The 16,129-nt window shown below is 60.1% G+C and carries 17 protein-coding genes; 10 read left to right on the top strand and 7 right to left on the bottom strand.

Annotated features, from left to right (window positions below; genetic code table 11):
- The first annotated feature begins 114 nt into the window (after nucleotides 1-114).
- A complete protein-coding gene (locus GKIL_RS22115; RefSeq protein WP_023171694.1) occupies nucleotides 115-885 on the top strand; it encodes a Rad52/Rad22 family DNA repair protein in 771 nt (256 codons plus the stop codon).
- Between the two features lie 33 nt (nucleotides 886-918).
- The gene (locus tag GKIL_RS02045; RefSeq protein ID WP_023171693.1) at nucleotides 919-1,329 is read left to right on the top strand and encodes a bleomycin resistance protein; all 411 of its coding nucleotides are present in this window, start codon (nucleotides 919-921) and stop codon (nucleotides 1,327-1,329) included.
- Here the strand turns inward: GKIL_RS02045 and lgt are convergent.
- The 3 genes from lgt to GKIL_RS02030 form a co-directional block, all read right to left on the bottom strand.
- A complete protein-coding gene (lgt, locus tag GKIL_RS02040; protein WP_023171692.1) occupies nucleotides 1,326-2,132 on the bottom strand; it encodes a prolipoprotein diacylglyceryl transferase in 807 nt (268 codons plus the stop codon). The genes GKIL_RS02045 and lgt overlap by 4 nt on opposite strands.
- A 7-nt stretch (nucleotides 2,133-2,139) precedes the next feature.
- Nucleotides 2,140-2,382 carry a Ycf34 family protein gene (locus tag GKIL_RS02035; protein ID WP_023171691.1) on the bottom strand — a complete coding sequence of 81 codons (243 nt, stop codon included), beginning with the start codon at nucleotides 2,380-2,382 and terminating at the stop codon, nucleotides 2,140-2,142.
- Nucleotides 2,383-2,445: 63 nt separating this feature from the next.
- Nucleotides 2,446-3,225 (bottom strand): TPM domain-containing protein, encoded by a 780-nt coding sequence (locus GKIL_RS02030; RefSeq protein WP_023171690.1) that lies wholly within the window; start codon nucleotides 3,223-3,225, stop codon nucleotides 2,446-2,448.
- A gap of 190 nt (nucleotides 3,226-3,415) precedes the next feature.
- On the opposite strand from GKIL_RS02030, the gene GKIL_RS02025 reads away from it, so the two are divergent.
- The 6 genes from GKIL_RS02025 (at nucleotide 3,416) to mreD (ending at nucleotide 8,264) form a co-directional block, all read left to right on the top strand.
- Nucleotides 3,416-3,898 (top strand): hypothetical protein, encoded by a 483-nt coding sequence (locus GKIL_RS02025; protein WP_023171689.1) that lies wholly within the window; start codon nucleotides 3,416-3,418, stop codon nucleotides 3,896-3,898.
- A complete protein-coding gene (locus GKIL_RS02020; protein ID WP_023171688.1) occupies nucleotides 3,861-4,604 on the top strand; it encodes a pseudouridine synthase in 744 nt (247 codons plus the stop codon). The genes GKIL_RS02025 and GKIL_RS02020 overlap by 38 nt, the downstream gene beginning before the upstream one ends.
- The gene (locus GKIL_RS25705; RefSeq protein WP_023171687.1) at nucleotides 4,601-5,476 is read left to right on the top strand and encodes a helix-turn-helix domain-containing protein; all 876 of its coding nucleotides are present in this window, start codon (nucleotides 4,601-4,603) and stop codon (nucleotides 5,474-5,476) included. The genes GKIL_RS02020 and GKIL_RS25705 overlap by 4 nt, the downstream gene beginning before the upstream one ends.
- A gap of 61 nt (nucleotides 5,477-5,537) precedes the next feature.
- Nucleotides 5,538-6,581 (top strand): rod shape-determining protein, encoded by a 1,044-nt coding sequence (locus tag GKIL_RS02010; RefSeq protein WP_071824773.1) that lies wholly within the window; start codon nucleotides 5,538-5,540, stop codon nucleotides 6,579-6,581.
- An 11-nt stretch (nucleotides 6,582-6,592) separates the two neighbouring features.
- Nucleotides 6,593-7,768 (top strand): rod shape-determining protein MreC, encoded by a 1,176-nt coding sequence (gene mreC / locus GKIL_RS22110; RefSeq protein ID WP_023171685.1) that lies wholly within the window; start codon nucleotides 6,593-6,595, stop codon nucleotides 7,766-7,768.
- Nucleotides 7,737-8,264: a rod shape-determining protein MreD gene (mreD, locus tag GKIL_RS02000; RefSeq protein WP_023171684.1), complete on the top strand. Its 528-nt coding sequence runs from the start codon at nucleotides 7,737-7,739 to the stop codon at nucleotides 8,262-8,264. Before mreC ends, mreD begins: the two co-directional genes overlap by 32 nt.
- Before the next feature lie 242 nt (nucleotides 8,265-8,506).
- Here mreD and GKIL_RS01995 read toward each other — a convergent pair whose 3' ends face one another.
- Nucleotides 8,507-9,535, bottom strand: a complete 1,029-nt coding sequence (locus GKIL_RS01995; protein ID WP_023171280.1) for an IS110 family RNA-guided transposase — start codon at nucleotides 9,533-9,535, stop codon at nucleotides 8,507-8,509.
- Between the two features lie 411 nt (nucleotides 9,536-9,946).
- Here GKIL_RS01995 and GKIL_RS01990 point away from each other — a divergent pair, with 411 nt between their 5' ends.
- Nucleotides 9,947-12,271, top strand: a complete 2,325-nt coding sequence (locus tag GKIL_RS01990; protein ID WP_023171683.1) for a TonB-dependent receptor plug domain-containing protein — start codon at nucleotides 9,947-9,949, stop codon at nucleotides 12,269-12,271.
- Nucleotides 12,272-12,278: 7 nt separating this feature from the next.
- Here GKIL_RS01990 and GKIL_RS22105 read toward each other — a convergent pair whose 3' ends face one another.
- The gene (locus GKIL_RS22105; protein WP_023171682.1) at nucleotides 12,279-13,526 is read right to left on the bottom strand and encodes a tail fiber domain-containing protein; all 1,248 of its coding nucleotides are present in this window, start codon (nucleotides 13,524-13,526) and stop codon (nucleotides 12,279-12,281) included.
- Nucleotides 13,527-13,851: 325 nt separating this feature from the next.
- Between GKIL_RS22105 and GKIL_RS01980 the strand changes: the two genes are divergently transcribed.
- The gene (locus GKIL_RS01980; RefSeq protein WP_023171681.1) at nucleotides 13,852-14,310 is read left to right on the top strand and encodes a cupin domain-containing protein; all 459 of its coding nucleotides are present in this window, start codon (nucleotides 13,852-13,854) and stop codon (nucleotides 14,308-14,310) included.
- Here the strand turns inward: GKIL_RS01980 and GKIL_RS01975 are convergent.
- Nucleotides 14,307-14,651: a DUF4864 domain-containing protein gene (locus GKIL_RS01975; RefSeq protein WP_023171680.1), complete on the bottom strand. Its 345-nt coding sequence runs from the start codon at nucleotides 14,649-14,651 to the stop codon at nucleotides 14,307-14,309. The two genes, GKIL_RS01980 and GKIL_RS01975, sit on opposite strands and share 4 nt — an antisense overlap.
- Complete coding sequence (locus GKIL_RS01970) at nucleotides 14,635-16,098, bottom strand: protein adenylyltransferase SelO (protein ID WP_023171679.1); 1,464 nt, start codon at nucleotides 16,096-16,098, stop codon at nucleotides 14,635-14,637. Before GKIL_RS01970 ends, GKIL_RS01975 begins: the two co-directional genes overlap by 17 nt.
- Nucleotides 16,099-16,129 lie beyond the last annotated feature (31 nt).

The raw sequence follows: 16,129 nt of genomic DNA, 5'->3' as shown, positions 1-16,129 counted from the left end.
TTCAACAGAATGCCCATATTCTGGCACGTCGCCCGGCGGAGTTGATCGCCTTCACAGTTGCACAAATGTCCATGAGCCCCTATAATATGGACAGATGAACACAAGCTCTGTCCCATGGAATCCCAAATCGCCAGTCTTTCGCTCGTCGAACCGGTCATTGCCAAAGTGCAGATCAAGGCCCAGGCGCTCAGCTCCGATCAGAGCCGGGCGATGGCCGTTGCCTACCTTGAGGCCCGCGACGTGGCCCAGCGCCTCGACGATGTCTGCGGTCCCCACAACTGGTCCGACACCTACCACGTCCTGCAGTCCACCCCTTCCGAGTGGGTGGTCGAGTGTCGCCTGACCGTCGTCGTGGCCGGCGGCCACGAAGTGACCAAGTGCGACGTCGGCCTCGGCGAAGATGCCAAGGCAGCCTACTCCGACGCCTTCAAGCGCGCCGCCGTCAAGTACGGCCTGGGCCGCTTTCTTTATACGCTGCCCAAAGTCTGGGGCGACTACGACAGCCACCGGCGGCGCTTCAGCGAACCTGCCGCCGTGCGTGCCCAGATGCTCGCCGCCTACGAGGCGAGCCATTCCCAGGCCGCTGGGTCCGGCGACAATCCCCCACCCCCCTCGATTGCCAAGGAGACAGCCCAGCTCAGCGACAAGCAGCTGCACTGGCTCTTTGAGGATCTGTTGCGCCGTCCGGGCGTCGAGGGCATCGTGCAGGAGTGCTTCGAGAAAGTCGAAAATCTCTCCAAGGCGAGGCGGGCTCTGGGCTACCTGCTCTCCGACGCCAAAGGCGATCTGCGTCCGCGCTTTGAACGGGTCGGCAGCGTCGAGGAGTGGCGCAAATTTATCGACATGGCCAAGCAACTGCCCGTCGCCCTGCCCGCTGTTCCTTAACTTTCTGCGTAACTTCTTATCAAGGAGTACACCATGTTCAAGAGCCTCACTCCCAATTTAGGTGTCGATAATGTCAGCACGGCCCTCGATTTTTACGAGACAGTTCTGGGTTTTCAGCGGGTGATGGTCCTCCCTGAGCAGGCTCCCTTCGATTGGGGCATGGTCAAGCTGGGTGATATTCAGATCATGTTCCAGGAGCGCGCGAACCTCGGCGATGAGCTGTCTATCTTTAAAGACCGCGCTCCCGGTGGTGTGCTGACCTTCTACCTCGAAGTCGAAGATATCGAGGCGCTCCATCAAAAGATTCACCCCCAGGTCTCGGTGCTCAAAGCGCCCCACGATACCTTCTACGGCATGCGCGAATTTACGATCAAAGACCCGAATGGCTACGTCCTCACCTTTGGCCAGCCGATCCCCGGTTTTGCCCCCGATGAGCCGGGCTAATTCTGGCTGACTTCCCCCACCTGGGCGTCGCGGCGGCGATTGAGCCACCACAGGCCGATGCTGCCTGCTGCGATGCCCAGCAAGCTCACCAGCTGGGCGGTGCGCAGGGGACCGACCATCAGCGAGTCCATGCGCAGCCCCTCGATCCAGAAGCGGCCCAGACTGTAGGCGATCGCGTAGATGCAGGCGATGCTGCCGGTGGCCAGAGGGCGAACGCGATAAAAGACAAACAGCAGCAGCACGAATACGCCCAGATCCCAGAGCGATTCGTACAAAAATGTCGGGTGATAAAAGGCAAACTCCCCCAGCCCCGGTGGCCGGTTCGGCTCAGGAATAAATAACTTCCAGGGCAGGTCGGTGGGTGCTCCGAACGCCTCCGAGTTAAAAAAGTTGCCCCAGCGACCAATCGCCTGGCCCAGAATCAGGCCGGGAGCGACCAGATCCATCAGTGTGAGCAGCGAATAGCCGTAGCGGCGGCAGAACAGCCAGGCAGCGAGTAACCCCCCGAGGATGCCGCCGTGGATGGCGATGCCACCCTCCCAGATCGCGAAGACCTTCCACCAGGGTTCGGCGGCAAAGCGGTGCCATTCAAATATGACGTAGTACAGCCGCGCCATCGGAATCGCGCCAACCACCAGCCAGACCACCAAGTCCGAGAAGACTTCCGGGTTGACGCTGCGCTTTGGAGCGAGGCGCTGGGCGACGAGGGTACCGGCGACGATGCCGGTGAGGATGAGCAGACTGTACCAGCGCACAGCGAAGCCGCCAATCTGCACGAGAATCGGTCCAGGGGAGGTAAACATCGGTGCTCTATGTCGGGATCAGCTCTCCGGGCCTGAGCCTTGCCCAGCGACCGGTCTCTTCGGTGAAGCTCTCGCAGCCGACGACATCCCACTCCATTCCCTGCCCGTGGTCGTAGAGGTTGACGTTGATGAGCGGATGCACAGGCTCGAAGTCGGGCTCTTCACTCAGGTGAGGCTGCTGGTGAACGGTTTCGACCGTGTGGTAGGTCTGACAGCGATCCACGTAGGCGCAGTTGACGCAGATGCACATAGGCCGCCTTGAACGTCGCGATGGGTCAAGGCTAGCACTCAACGGGCGAATGTGCAGTCGCTCTCAGCTTTCGGAAAGATTTGGATCGCGCCGTTCGCGCTTGGGCGTCGGAATCAAGAAGCCCGTCAGGCCACCGGCAAAAAAGCCACCGAAGTTCTGGGCGATGAGGGCGAGATCCGAGGTGCGGGTGAGCACCGGTCCCAGACCAAAGGCGATGAAGAGAATGAACCACATGGGCGAAGAGATCAAAAATCCCTTCCAGCTAAAAAATTCGCCCTCCCGACCGTGGCTGGCAAAACCTGCCACCAGACCACCACAAATTGAGAGCACAAACGTAAACAGCCAGTGCTCGCGGGGAATGCCTGGCACCGAGGCGCGGCCCCCCTGACGGATCGAGACATCGATGGCGTTGATCGCCTCCATCAGGGCTCTGGCGCGGCCATTGTCCTGAACATAGAACTGATTACCGTAGCGGCCCTGCAGTTCCTGCCAGAAGACGCGGGGCAGTTTCTGGCGCACGTCGAGGCCGACATTAAAATCGAGCGGATTGTTCTCAAGCACGTTGAGCACGACCAGAATCGAGCGGTCATCCAGTCCCCAGTAGGAGCGCACCGCCCGACCAGGAGAATTCATCTTTTGGGTGAGAACCCGCACCTTGAAGCCAGAATTTTTCTCAAGCGCGCTCACTTTATCGCTGAGCTGCTGGCGCTGGCTGGGTGTCAATTGCTCCGCCAGATCCACCACCGGTACGGGCGGCTGGGGTAGGGTTACCTGTGCCTGTGCAGCCGGGCAGGCAACCATCAAAGCAATCAGTCCACCGATCCACCAGCCGCTCTTTGCCATCACAGAACCCACTTGTTTACCTACAAGTGTAATGGTCGGCGCGAGTAATGGCTCATCTGTTGTTTACAAAACCGGGTCAGCGCGGGGGGAATTTGAGTGAGCAGCCCCTTTTTTAGGGTCGAAGCGGTTATGATGTGGGCGTCTGGATGACGAAGATAGGGAAGTTCTCTAGGGTTATCGGCCGTAGCCTATGGATCTGCAGGAGGCGCTGGAAAGGATCTGGGAGAGCCAGCGCTACCAGACCAAGTCTCCCCTTGAAGCGCTCAAGTACCTGCAGCAGGAGGTGCTGGAGGCTCAGCTTGCCTGGCTGCGGAGCAACCCCGAGAAGGCCCGCCAGAAGATCTGCGAGGCTCTGCCCAGGCTTCTGGTGGCGATGCGGCTTCTGGGCCTCGACCCGCAGGGTGTGCTGGAGCAGAAGGCGGACGGTGCCACCCAGCGCCAGCGGATCATGTACATCATCGGCAACCGTGTCGAGGTGCGGGTAGGCGACGAGTTGCGCGGCAGCTGGACGATCTGGTCCGAAGAGGATCTGCGGGAAGTCCACAACCTGGCCCGCGAGTTTGAATGTATCCTGGTTCACACCCCCCCCGAAGATGCCAACAGCTACCAGTTAGGTTTTTTCAACAGCGGCAGCAATGGCAGCACCAATCCGCCTTCAAAAGCTCCTGGCTGAACATGGTATCGCCTCGCGCCGCCGGGCCGAGGGGCTGATCGCTGCGGGTCAGGTGCGCGTCAACGGCGCGGTCGTTCAGCAGCTGGGCACCTGCGTCGATCCGGCCTGCGACCGGATTGAGGTGGACGGGCAGTTGCTGAGCGATCAGCCGCCCCTGCGCTACTTGCTGTTGCACAAACCGGTGGGCTGGCTTTCCACCTGCTTCGATCCGAGGGGACGACGGACCGTCATGGATCTATTGCCGCTGGCCTGGCGGACGGGCCAGGGCCTCCATCCGGTCGGTCGGCTCGACTACGACAGCTCCGGCGCACTTTTAATCAGCAGCGACGGTGCGCTCACTTTTCGGATGACCCACCCGAGCTTCCATCTGCCCAAGACCTATCGCGTCTGGCTGGCTGGCCACCCTGGGGCGACGACCCTCGAACGCTGGCGAGCCGGTGTGCTGCTTGAGGGCCAAAAAACGCTGCCGGCTTCGGTACAGGTTTGTGAACGGACTAACAATTCCACGCTTGTTGAGATTATTCTGGTCGAAGGGCGAAACCGTCAGATTCGTAAGGTAGCCGAATTTCTCGGTTATCCCGTCCAGCAACTGCACCGGATTGCGATTGGCCCCATTGTCCTGGGCAATTTACCGGCAGGCCACTTCCGAGAATTGAGCGAGAACGAAATCCAGCAACTACAAGCTACTGGAACATCCGATCTATGAGTGCTGACTTTCAATCCGACTCGCTCAAATCAGTAGGAAAATTGCTGGCAAAAGAGCGCGAGGAGCGCGGTCTGTCGGTAGATGACGTGGCGGAGCGCACCCGCATCCCCAGGCGCTATCTGCTCGCCATCGAAGATGGCAAGTCCGAGTATCTGCCCGAACCGGTCTACGTGCGCGCCTTCATCCGCAAGTACTCTGATCTGGTCGATCTCGACGGTGCGGCGCTCCTTAAAGAATTGCAGCCACCGCCCCCGGCTGAAGCGCCTGCCGTCACCCCGACTCCGATCGAGCGGGCGAGCGCTTCGCTTACCAAGCCGACTTTGCGCCCCTTCCACGCCTGGCTCTTGTATGGAGCGCTGGTGCTCGTCGCCGCAGGCGGATTCTCGTACCTGCAGCGCGCCCAGCAACCTCCACTCACGGCGAGGCCGCCCGCACCGGCCCCCGTTGTCAAAAAGCCCGCCCCTGCGGCCAAAAAAACACCGTCCGCCCCCCCAGTCAGGCAAGCTTCGCCCACCGCGATCAAACCTGCCCCAGTGGTGACTGCTCCCGCCGCCACTCCTGAGAGCACCCCATCACTTTTGACCGCCTCGACCCCCCTTCAGACAACCGACAGTGTTGCGGCGCTTCCAAAAGGACTGCAGATGCAGATAGCGCTCAAGGAGCGCTCCTGGGTGCGGGTGGTCGCCGATGGTCGCAAAGCCTTTGAAGGCGAGTTGCCCCAGGGAACGAAGCGCGACTGGCAGGCCCAGAAGCAGCTGAGCGTCAGGGCCGGAAACGCCGGTGGGGTGTTACTCACCCTCAACGATCAATCCCTTGGCCAGATGGGCAAATCCGGCGAAGTGGTCGAACGTGTATTTCGGCAGGGCCCTTAATCAGTTTTGACAATCGGCTGTGTTAGGATCCCCAACGAGTCGTGTGCAGGGGGAAGGGGGCGTGGGCCTTTTCAGTCGGTTTTCCCGAGACATGGGAATCGACCTGGGTACAGCCAACACACTGATCTATGTGGCTGGCCGAGGCACGGTCCTCTCTGAGCCGAGTGTGGTCGCCCTCGATCAGCAGACCCGCAAGCCCCTCGCCTTTGGCGAAGCGGCCCGGCAGATGCTCGGTCGCACACCGAGCACGATTCAGGCGGTTCGTCCCCTGCGCGACGGAGTGATAGCCGACTTTGATCTAGCTGAGATGATGATCAAGCACTTCATCCAGCGGATTCACAACGGCGAATATCTGGTCTCACCGCTGGTGGTGATTGGCATCCCGAGCGGCATCACCGGCATCGAGCGCCGGGCGGTGATGGAGGCGGCGATCCGGGCCGGGGCGCGCGAGGTCCGGCTCATCGACGAGCCGGTGGCGGCGGCGATCGGCGCAGGACTACCGGTAACAGGACCGACGGGCAGCCTGGTGGTCGATATTGGCGGCGGTACGACCGAAGTGGCGGTGATCGCCCTCGGCGGCACGGTCGTCTCAGAATCGGTGCGCGTGGCGGGCGACGAGCTTACCGAATCGATCGCCACCTACCTTAAAAAGGTCCACAACCTGGTCATCGGTGAGCGCACCGCCGAGGAGATCAAGATGCGGCTTGGCACCGCCTCAGCCCGACGCGACGAAGGGGACAAGTGGGAGGTGCGGGGGCTACACATGCTCTCTGGCCTGCCCCGGACGGTCGATGTCCATACGGCAGAAATTCGCGAGTGCATGAGCGAGCCGCTCTCGGCGATCATCGAGGCGATCAAGCGCACCCTCGAGCGCACACCGCCGGAACTGGTGGCAGACATTGCCGATCGCGGCATCGTGCTGGCCGGTGGCGGGGCTTTATTAAAAGGACTCGACGATCTGGTCTCCGACGAAACCGGTGTAGCCGTCTACGTCGCCGAAGATCCGCTGCGCTGTGTCGTGCTCGGCATCGGCCAGGTGCTCGAAAACTTTGCCCGCTTAGAGCGGGTGGTGAGCAGCAGTATCAAGCGCCTGAGCGACCGCTAAGAGGGAGGGCTGTGGTCGAGAAGCTCAGGCGATGGTGGTTGCGATTTGGTCTTGTCACCCTGGCAGCGGTGCTCGCCCTCGGTGCGGCCTGGTGGGTGCGGCGCACCGATGGGGCGATGCTGAGCGATCTATTTGCCCTGCTGGCTTCTCCTTTTATCTATCCGGCTCCGACAGCGGGTCAATTGCGCGACGAACAACTCGCCCAACTGCAGGCCCGCCTGGAGTCGCTCTTCTACGAAAACCGCCAGCTGCGCAACCTGCACAAAATAGACGACAGACTGGGTAGCGGTGCAGTGAGCGCTCAGGTGATCGGTCGCAGCGCGGATCACTGGTGGGAGGAGGTGCTCCTCAATCGGGGCTCAGCCGACGGCATCGCCGTCGGTGCCACGGTCGTCACCGGCAACGGTGCGGCGGTGGGTCAGGTGAGCCAGGTGGGCGCTTACACCTCGCGGGTGCTGCTGTTGAGCGATCCCGGTTCCCAGGTGGGAGTCATGGCGGTGCGCTCGCGGATGATGGGCATCCTGCAGGGCCACCGCCGCGATCCGGCGACGGTCGAATTTTTTGAGCAGCCGCCCCTCAAAGCCGGCGAACTCATCGTCACCAGCGGCCTCAGTTCGCGCTTTCCCTCGGGGTTGCCGGTGGGACGGGTTACGGCTGTCGATCGCAACCAGGCCGTTCCAAAAGTCAAGATCGCCTTCGTTGCCCCCCTCGATCGCCTGGAGTGGGTCAAGATCTACCCCGGTGTGGCCCCCGTGCAACTCACACCCGCTCCACCCCCGCCCCCGACGCTGGTTCCAGCCGCACCGGCGGTTGCCCCGAGCAGCACCCCTGCTGCAACCACGCTCCCCACCAAGAGTGGCAGCGATGCGGGTGCTGCGCTTGAAATTCCAGCCCGGCCAGCAGCGACGACGCTGCGCGGCGGCAAACTGCCCGACCAGAAACCTGCTGTGTCCGAAAAAACGCCCGCTTCCCCAGCCGAGCGACGGCCCGCCGCCCCTCCCAGGCGCAGTGGGACTCTAGTACCCCGTTCCGCCCCCCAGCCCCTCGCCCCATCGGCAAATAACGAAGGGTCCAGCCGCAACAATCCGCCGCCCACAGCGCCCGCAGGCAACAGCGCTCCCGCCGATACCACCCAGTCCCCGCCGGAGCATCCCGATGCAACCCTCCCTGTCCCGCCAGATCGTTAATGGCATCGGTACGTTCCTCTCGGCCATCTGCGCGCTATTGGCCCTGTTTGCTCCGGTTCCGGGCTGGGCGATAGCCGGCATCAGCGTCGATTGGCCGCTCATCTGGATCGTCTGCTTCAGCATCCGGCGCACGCCCCTGATGGCAGGGGTGGCGGGTCTGGCGATGGGCTGGGCCCAGGACGGCATCACGATGGCCCGTCCGACCCACGCCCTCGGTCTGGCCCTTGCCGCCGTGCTCACTGCCCGCCTCGAAAAACAGCGCTTCATCCAGGAGGACTTTATCTCGGTGGCCCTCATCACCTTTGCGATGGCGGTGCTCTCGGAGACCTGCATGGCGCTGCAGTACTCGATCATGGGCCACATCGCCATCGCTGAAATCTGGTCGCACCACCAGTGGGTCGCCCTCGGTTCTGCCCTGATTAGCAGCCTCTGGGCACCGCTGGTCTACCTGCCCCTGCGCTGGTGGTGGCGCGATCAGGCGGACAATCTGTCCTGAGTGGATGCAGCAAAAAAACATCGGGTTTTGGGCTGGATTGGGGGAAGCGGGCTTTTTGGGGGGTAGTCGTTTCTCTGATTACTTTTTTGGGTATTGCTAAAACCGTCCCCCACCCCTCCACACCCCCCCTGCCCCCCCTCTCCTCCCCTGCCCCCCGAATGGGGGGCTGCCCCGCCGGGCAGAGGAGAAGAGATACGGTATTGAGAGTCAAGCAGCCTCCTCCTTTCTTCTCTTCCTCCGCCCTACTGCAAGCAAACCAACCTGCCGTGCTCTGCATCGAAAGGCGTGTCTGTTTTCACAACCGCCCAGGCAATGTGTAAGAGTTTGCGAGCCGCAGCGCAAAGCGCTACCTTTGCCGGTTTACCGGCTGCTCGTAGCCGCTGGTAAAAGCTTTTAATCTGCTGATTGCAGCGGATCGCACTCAAGCTCGCCATATACAGCGCCGTGCGTAAGCGGGCATTGCCTGCATGGCCGATGCGCTCTGGTCTATGAAGGCTGGTGCCGCTACGGTGGGAGCGGGGAGCGAGACCCGCGTAGGCCACCGCCGCTTCCACCGTTGCACAGCAGCCGAAGTTGAGGGTACTCACCAACACCCACCCAGCGGTGACAGACCCAATGCCTTTGATAGTGCGCAGCTTGGTTGCAGCTTGATGCCAAAGCGAGTCTTGGGCGAGCAGCGCTTCTAGCTGAGCTTCCATCTGCGCAATCTGCTCATCGAAGGTGTGGCTCAACTGCTCCAGACTCGCTTGTACCGCCGCCACCACCAACGGAAATTGCCGCAGAGCGTGCAACTGGTTGTGCAGTTGTTGGCGTTGCTGCAGCAAGGCATCGCGATGCTGCAGGCGCTGTTGGAGTTGGTAATAAATCTCAGGCGGCGGCTGCCAAAGACCAGGTTGCAGGGCGGCAGCGAGTTGGGCAAGCGTCTGGGCATCAAGCGCATCGCTTTTGGAACGCTTGAGCAGTGCCCTGGCAAAGTAATGAGACTGAGCGGGGTTGACCACACTGACGGCAAAACCTTTGAGCGCCAGAAATGTGGCCAGTCGCATCCAGTAGGAGCCTGTGGCTTCGATGACCACTAACACCTCAGCGGCGGTGGGACAGACGGCGAGTAAGCGTTCGGCCAATTGGCAGTGTCCTTCGGGGGTTTGGGGCAGTGTGATGGCAGCGGTAGGCTTTGCGTGGGTGAGCAGCCAGGCGGCAGTGACAGTGAGTGCCGCCACATCAATACCGACAAATAGCTGATAGTCGTTTTGTGAACCGTCTCGCTGCATGAGTGTCTCCAGTTGAAGCTTCAGAGGAGGTAGGCAAGTTCCGCAGGACGGCAAAAGTCTAGCCTCGTGATACGTGGTCAGTGCCACTCGATACGGTTCAGCTTTGCCGGTCCTTGATAGCGGGGGACAATCTCTTCCACGCGGTCAAAGCCGCAAGGGGGGGCACAGTCCTCACCGCTACCTTGGAACCAATAGCAATATACGAGGGGGGGTTCACTGTAACTGGGCTGCAGGCGGGATAAGCGGGGACAATCGGGGAGTCTGGCAGGAGCAGTTGCAGGTGGGAGCAGTTTTGAACAGGCATCGCGCTAATGGGTGTTATAAGAAGATTGATAATCAGTCTTATTACTGATACGATGGCTGCGCGCTCGGGATTTCTGGATATCCCGCTTCACCGTGAAGGAGTGTTCCGTGTCCAGCCTGCCTGTTTGTATTTCCCGTTCGCTGCTGGCAATCGGTCTGCCCGTGGCAGGTATTGTGCTCACCGCCCTTCCGGGCTTTGCCCTGCCCACCGCCCAGGAGTTGCGCCAGGCTGATTTGCAGGCAAAAGATCTGATGGCGCAGGATCTCACTTCGCCCCAGGCGGCCCCCGTGCCCAGAAGCAGTTCAGCGACGACCCAGCTTGCGGCGAGCGAACCCAGCTATGTCCTCGACACGGTGACGGTGACCGGTACGCTCCGCCAGCAGAAGGTGCGCGAGATTCCCGGCTCGGTCTACGTCATCGATCAAAAGGAGATCGAGCAAAAAGGGGCGCGCACGGTGGGCGACGCTCTACGGGGAGTGCCGGGGGTGGTGAGCAATATGTTCGGCCAGGGCGCGGACGTACACAGCACCTACTTTATTCGCGGCCTGCCCACTACCAGCACGGCATTGCTCATCGATGGCCGCTCGATCAACAACCTTAACCAGGAGCACGTCGATCTCAACGAATTGCCGGTGGCCCAGATCGATCGCATCGAGGTGCTCACCGGTGGGGCGACGACCCTCTACGGCAGCACGGCGGTGGGTGGGGCAATCAACGTGATTACCAAACGACCGCCCAAAGTTTTCGAGGGCAGTGCTGAGGTCACCTTTGGCAGCTACGGCTACAGCGATTACCGGGTGCGGGTCGGAGGTCCGATCAGCGACAATCTGCGCTTCGACGTTTACGCCACCACCTTCAAGACGGCCTCGGACTACTACTATCAGGTGGACCGGCCAGGTTTTACGATCTCAGGCATTCGCAAGAGTGGAGCGGTAGATAGTTCTACCTACGGCTTTGACCTCGATTGGGACATCGATCCCGATAGCACCCTGAGCTTCAACTCGTACTACCGCCAGGGGGGCCGGGGGATTACCCTCTTCGCCCTCGAAGACACGCGCCAGGCAATTCCATTCTTTAATCCCAATCACCCGGAACTCGGGGTGCGCACCGCCTCCGCTAACACCCTCGGGCTGAACGAGGAACTGGTGCCGCGTATCTTCATCGATTACTACGGTGCGGCTGCCACCTTCAACCACAAGCTCGGTGCCGACAAAAAGTCCAACCTCCAGGTGCGCGTCGCCTACGATCGCGGGCGGACCACCGAGTTTGCCTTTGGCGAGGGCGATGCGACCGACATCAGCGTCTTCAGCGCCCGCCTGTTGCACGACTGGCAGATTTCACCGGGCTATAACCTCTCCTACGGCTTCGACTTTATTCAAGAAGGCGGCAACTCGGTCACTGCCGGCGAAGGGCAGGTCTCCCTCAACTACGAGGCGACGATTGGCAGGCCGTCCTTCTTTGCCCTCAACACTTTCAAGCCCGCCGACAACGTGACGCTCACGGCGGGGTTGCGCGCTTCCTTTGGCAACAGCGCCTTCAGCCGCAACTTCAACCGCGACTTTCAAGGTTCGATCGATCCGAGCATCGGCGTGCGCTGGCAGGTGACGCCCGAATTCGGCCTGCGCGGCACGTTCACCAAGGTCTACAAGACCCCTAACTTCAACGATTTGTTCGGCGTGGGCGAGATCAAGGGCAATCCGGGACTGGAGCCGGAAAAAGGTTCCACCTGGGACGTGGGCTTCGACTGGCAGCCGAGCCGCACCAGCCTGATTCGCATGAGCTACTTTATCAACGACATCCAGAACCTGCTGGGTTACGAACTGATCGAGTCGGGCAACGCCGCCGATGCCCAGTTGCAGGCGCTCTACGGCTACGCGGTCAACGACCGGGTGCGCGTCAATTTTCCGGAGGTGCGCACCTCCGGCTTCGAGCTGAGCGCTTCCTGGCAGTTCGTGCCCCGCTGGACGGTCTTTGCCACCGAAACTTACACCGATGCCCGCATCGGCCAGGGTTTCAAAGACGTCTACAACAACACCCAGTACCCGCTGGTGCCGTTCCATAGCGGCCAGGCAGGGGTCTCCTACGACAACCCCTCCGGCTGGCGGGCGGCGCTGTTTGTCAACTTCCAGGGCTACCGCTCGGTCGATCCGCTGCACATCGGTCCGGGCTTCGCCGTCGATCCGGATGTCGAGGGCGAGGAGTTCGTCGTCAACCCGAGCACGGGCCGGTTCATCCAGAATATCGGCGCGCTTCCTCCCGGCACACTGCTGCCGGGCTACGCGACGCTGAATCTCTCTTTTCAGGTGCCCCTGACGCGCAACCTCACCCTCACCGGTTACATCGACAACCTCACCAGTGCCCGCTACGAGCGCAACTACGGCAACGGCGCACCGCCCATCAACTTCACCGCTGGCCTCAGAAGCAGTTTCTAGCGGGATTTTACTTTTGTGACAGGCGCACGTCAAGATTCGCTGCCTGTACAAACAGGTCTAACCGTCTGAGTTTCAGTTGCAGTGCTGCCATCTGAGCCGCCTGCTGTTGCTGTTGTTGTTGCTGGGCAACAAATTGCTGTTTGAGACTCGCTAGCTCTGCTCGTTGCTGCATATCCCTCTTTTTGAGACTTGCTAGTTCTGCTTGCTGAGAGACATTCTGCTGATGCTCTTTCTGCAGTTCACTCAACAGCAACGGCGTCAGCAAGTGATAGTATATGGTGAAGGGTTTGCCTTGCTTATCGTACTCTATTAGTTGCGGAAAGACCCTCGCCACTTCCTCGGCAATCAATCCATACTGCACAGGATGTGTGCCGTCCTCCGCTGCCTGCCTGTAACGAAACGAGACCGGTCGCAACTTTAGCAGTTTATTACTGATTGAATCGAGAGTATGGATGTCTTGTTTGAAGCGTTTGGAAGAGGTAAGAGTACCCAATTGACCCGAAGAGTTGATGAACACCTGCACCCCACCGCTTGCTGTCGAACCCGAGATGCCTGCGATGAAGGTACGGATCTGACCACCTGCCGTGCCAATACGAATTACCCTCGAATCACTGGATGAACCACTATTGCCAATGTGAATGTTGTTGCTGCCAACACTGATATAGTAGCCTGCTCCATAGCCCAAGGCAATGTTGCGCGTGCCCGTAGTGTTTCTGTAGAGCGAATTAGTACCTATAGCCGTGTTGAAGTTACCGGTAGAGTTGTAGAAGAGCGCCTCGTAACCGCTAGCCATGTTCGAGTAGCCAGCAGTATTCAGTGAGAGCGCACCGACACCAGTGGCTGTGTTAAAGCTACCAGTAGTATTAGAATCAAGTGCATTGAAGCCTACAGCTGTATTGAAGGCACCGATGGTGTTATAGAAAAGTGCATACGTACCAATAGCCGTGTTATGGTCGCCTGTAGTGTTGCTGTAAAGAGCAGAGGCACCGCTGGCTGTGTTGTAGCTGGCTGTGGTGTTGTTGTAAAGAGCAGAGGCACCGTCCGCCGTATTAGAGCTGCCGGTAGTGTTAGAGAAAAGTGCAGAGTAACCATTGGCCGTGTTGGCGAAGCCAGTGGTGTTTGAGAAAAGTGCTCCCTCACCGGTAGCTGTATTGGTAGTTTGAGCACGGACAGTCATCTGAGTTGCCATCAGGAAAGCTGATGCACCTGTACCAAGTAATAGGCGGGTGATGAATGGTACAAAGATTCTCATCATCGATCGTCTACTCCTTTTTATCTACGATTCTTTCTCGCTTGATTTGTTGATCAATTGCTGGTGCGCAACCATACTGTACCTATGGATTATCTGCAATCACATGCCGCCTACAAAGAGCAAGTCTGACCCTGAACCTTGGCTGCCTTAGCATGGGAAGAGATCGCACTCTCACTTTGGCAAAAGGACCAGAAAAAGAATAACGCAGTTCTAGCTAAACTGCTAATGCAAGTTGCAGTGCTCTGGGCTGGCGGTTAGATCTTGGGTAGAGTTGAAAGCTAAGCATCGGCATGAAACACCTGGAAAGCACAACAACGAGGACGAGTTGATGAGCGACAGGCCGAGACACTATCTCAGCAGCGCTGAAATTGCCGCCCTGAGCGAAACCGTTCGAGTTCATCCCCTCAACCCGGCGGCGATCCGTCACACCCGCTCGCTGGGAGACGCGCTCGGGCTGCAGCGGCTCGGGGTGCATCTGGTGCGATTGGAACCGGGCAGTGCGAGCAGCGAGTTTCACTTTCACCACTTTGAGGAAGAATTTGTCTATATTCTTTCTGGGCGTGGCGTCGCCCATGTGGGTGAGGAGCAGATCGAAGTAGGTCCGGGGGATTTTCTGGGCTTCAACACCCCTTCGCTGCCCCACACCCTCGCCAATCCGTTCGAGGGCGAACTGGTCTGTCTCGTGGGCGGTGAGCGGCGCGACTTTGACATTACTGATTATCCGCACGTCGGCAAAAGGCTCTACCGGGCGCACGGCAAGCGCCACTACGTCGATTGGCAGTCCTAGCGCACCGGCTGGAGCACGCAGCCGCCGATCCGCCACTCGCCATTGGCCTGCCTGCGCATCATGTAGACAGCTCGCTTGACGCTGCCATCGGTGTCCAGCAACAGCACCGGCTGGGTGGGCGTGTTGCGCACGAGCACCAGATCTTCAAACAGGACCGAGCGGGGCCGGTAGATCGCCCGGTAGGAGCTAATTACCATGTTCAAAAAGTCCGTCGGGGTGGCAAACATTGCCTGGATTTCGGGGGCGGCAAAGGCAAAGGCGGCCTCGGCATTATCTTGCTGAAAGGCAGCCAGTTGCTTTTGAATCACGGTGCGGATCGCTTCGCTATCGCTGTCGCTCATGGGTGTTTGGGGGATCGAAGGGGTCTTGCAGGCGCTCGACGAGGGTCAAAAAAGGTTCCCAGTCGTCGTTTTCACTGATCGCAGCCCAGACATTCTCGATCTGGGGCCGCAGCAGGACGGTCGAAGGGTTGTGCTCTCTCAATCGCTCCGCCACCGCGTCCAGTTCAGCCGGTGGCAAAGTTTGCAGTGCCTGCTGGTATAGCGTTCGCCACTGCAAAAATTCTGCCTCAGCGGCAGGCCGCCACTCAGGTAAGATCGACTCTGCCTCGGTGGACCAGTCGGGGCAGAAGTTGCGGCTGAGCTGGAGAAAAAAGGCGTGGTACGGAGCCCGTGCCGCCTGCAGGTAAGCGAGCGTCGAGGCGAGCACATCTTTTGCCAGGCTTGCTTCTAGCGCCTCGAAGCCCAGTTTGGCCAGCATCCGCCGCGAGTAGGCCCGCTCGTAGAAAGCCTGAAACCGCCCGAGGCTTGCCTGCATCCTTTCGCCTGGGATCAGCGTCTCCAGCGGGATCTGCAGCGCTTCGAGGTTGACCTTGCAGATGAGGGGCTGATTGCCGTAGCTGTAGCGGCCATAGGGATCGAAGTAGGCGGCGGTGAAGTCCGGGTCGTATAGATCGATGAAGGCGTAGGGGCCGTAGTCGAAGCTTTCGCCGGTAATCGACATGTTGTCGGTGTTGAGGACGGCGTGGGTAAAACCAGCAGCCATCCACTGGGCCGCCAGTTCGGCGACGCGCTCGACGAGCTGTTCATAAAAAAGGGCGTCGCGATCCGCTTCGTCTACCAGAGGCCGGTAATAGCAGGCGATGACATGATCGAGCAACTGCCGAATCAGATCCTTGCGCCCCAGGTAGTGCAACCGCTCGAAGGTGCCGAAGCGAATGTGAGAGCGGCTCAGGCGCACCATCACCGAGGAGCGGGTAGGACTCGGCTCATCGCCGCGCCACAGGCGTTCTCCCGTCTCGATCAAGCTCAGGGTGCGCGAGGTGCGCACGCCCAGAGCCTGCAGCGCCTCGGCTGCCAGCACTTCGCGCACGCCGCCTTTGAGGGTCAGCCGTCCATCCCCACCCCGCGAGTAGGGCGTCGTACCGGAGCCCTTTGTGCCCAGATCGTACAGTTCGCCGTCCCTTCCCCGCACCTGGCCGTAGAGAAAACCGCGACCGTCTCCTAAAAACGGGTTGTACTCGCCGAACTGATAGCCGTGGTAGCGCAGGGCAAAAAATGGTCCCTGCCCCTCGAAGTGGCCAAAAGCCTCGATAAAATCGGCGTCGCTCACCGCCGCCGGATCGAGATTCAACAGCGGCAGGAGCGCATCGTTGCGAAAGCGCAAATGGTGGACAGGAAATTCTGCGGCGGCCACGACATCGTAGTAATCTTCCCCGAGCGATGCGAGGGCCGGCTCAAAGGGCAGGGCGAGCAGAGGGTTCTTCTTTAGTGGCGGATCTGACTGCACAGGTGCGTTTGCACAAACACGACCTGCTACC

This window comes from Gloeobacter kilaueensis JS1 (assembly GCF_000484535.1).
Lineage (GTDB): Bacteria > Cyanobacteriota > Cyanobacteriia > Gloeobacterales > Gloeobacteraceae > Gloeobacter > Gloeobacter kilaueensis.
The sequence above is the reverse complement of the archived record's forward strand: the minus strand, read 5'-3'. Positions and strand labels throughout refer to the sequence as shown.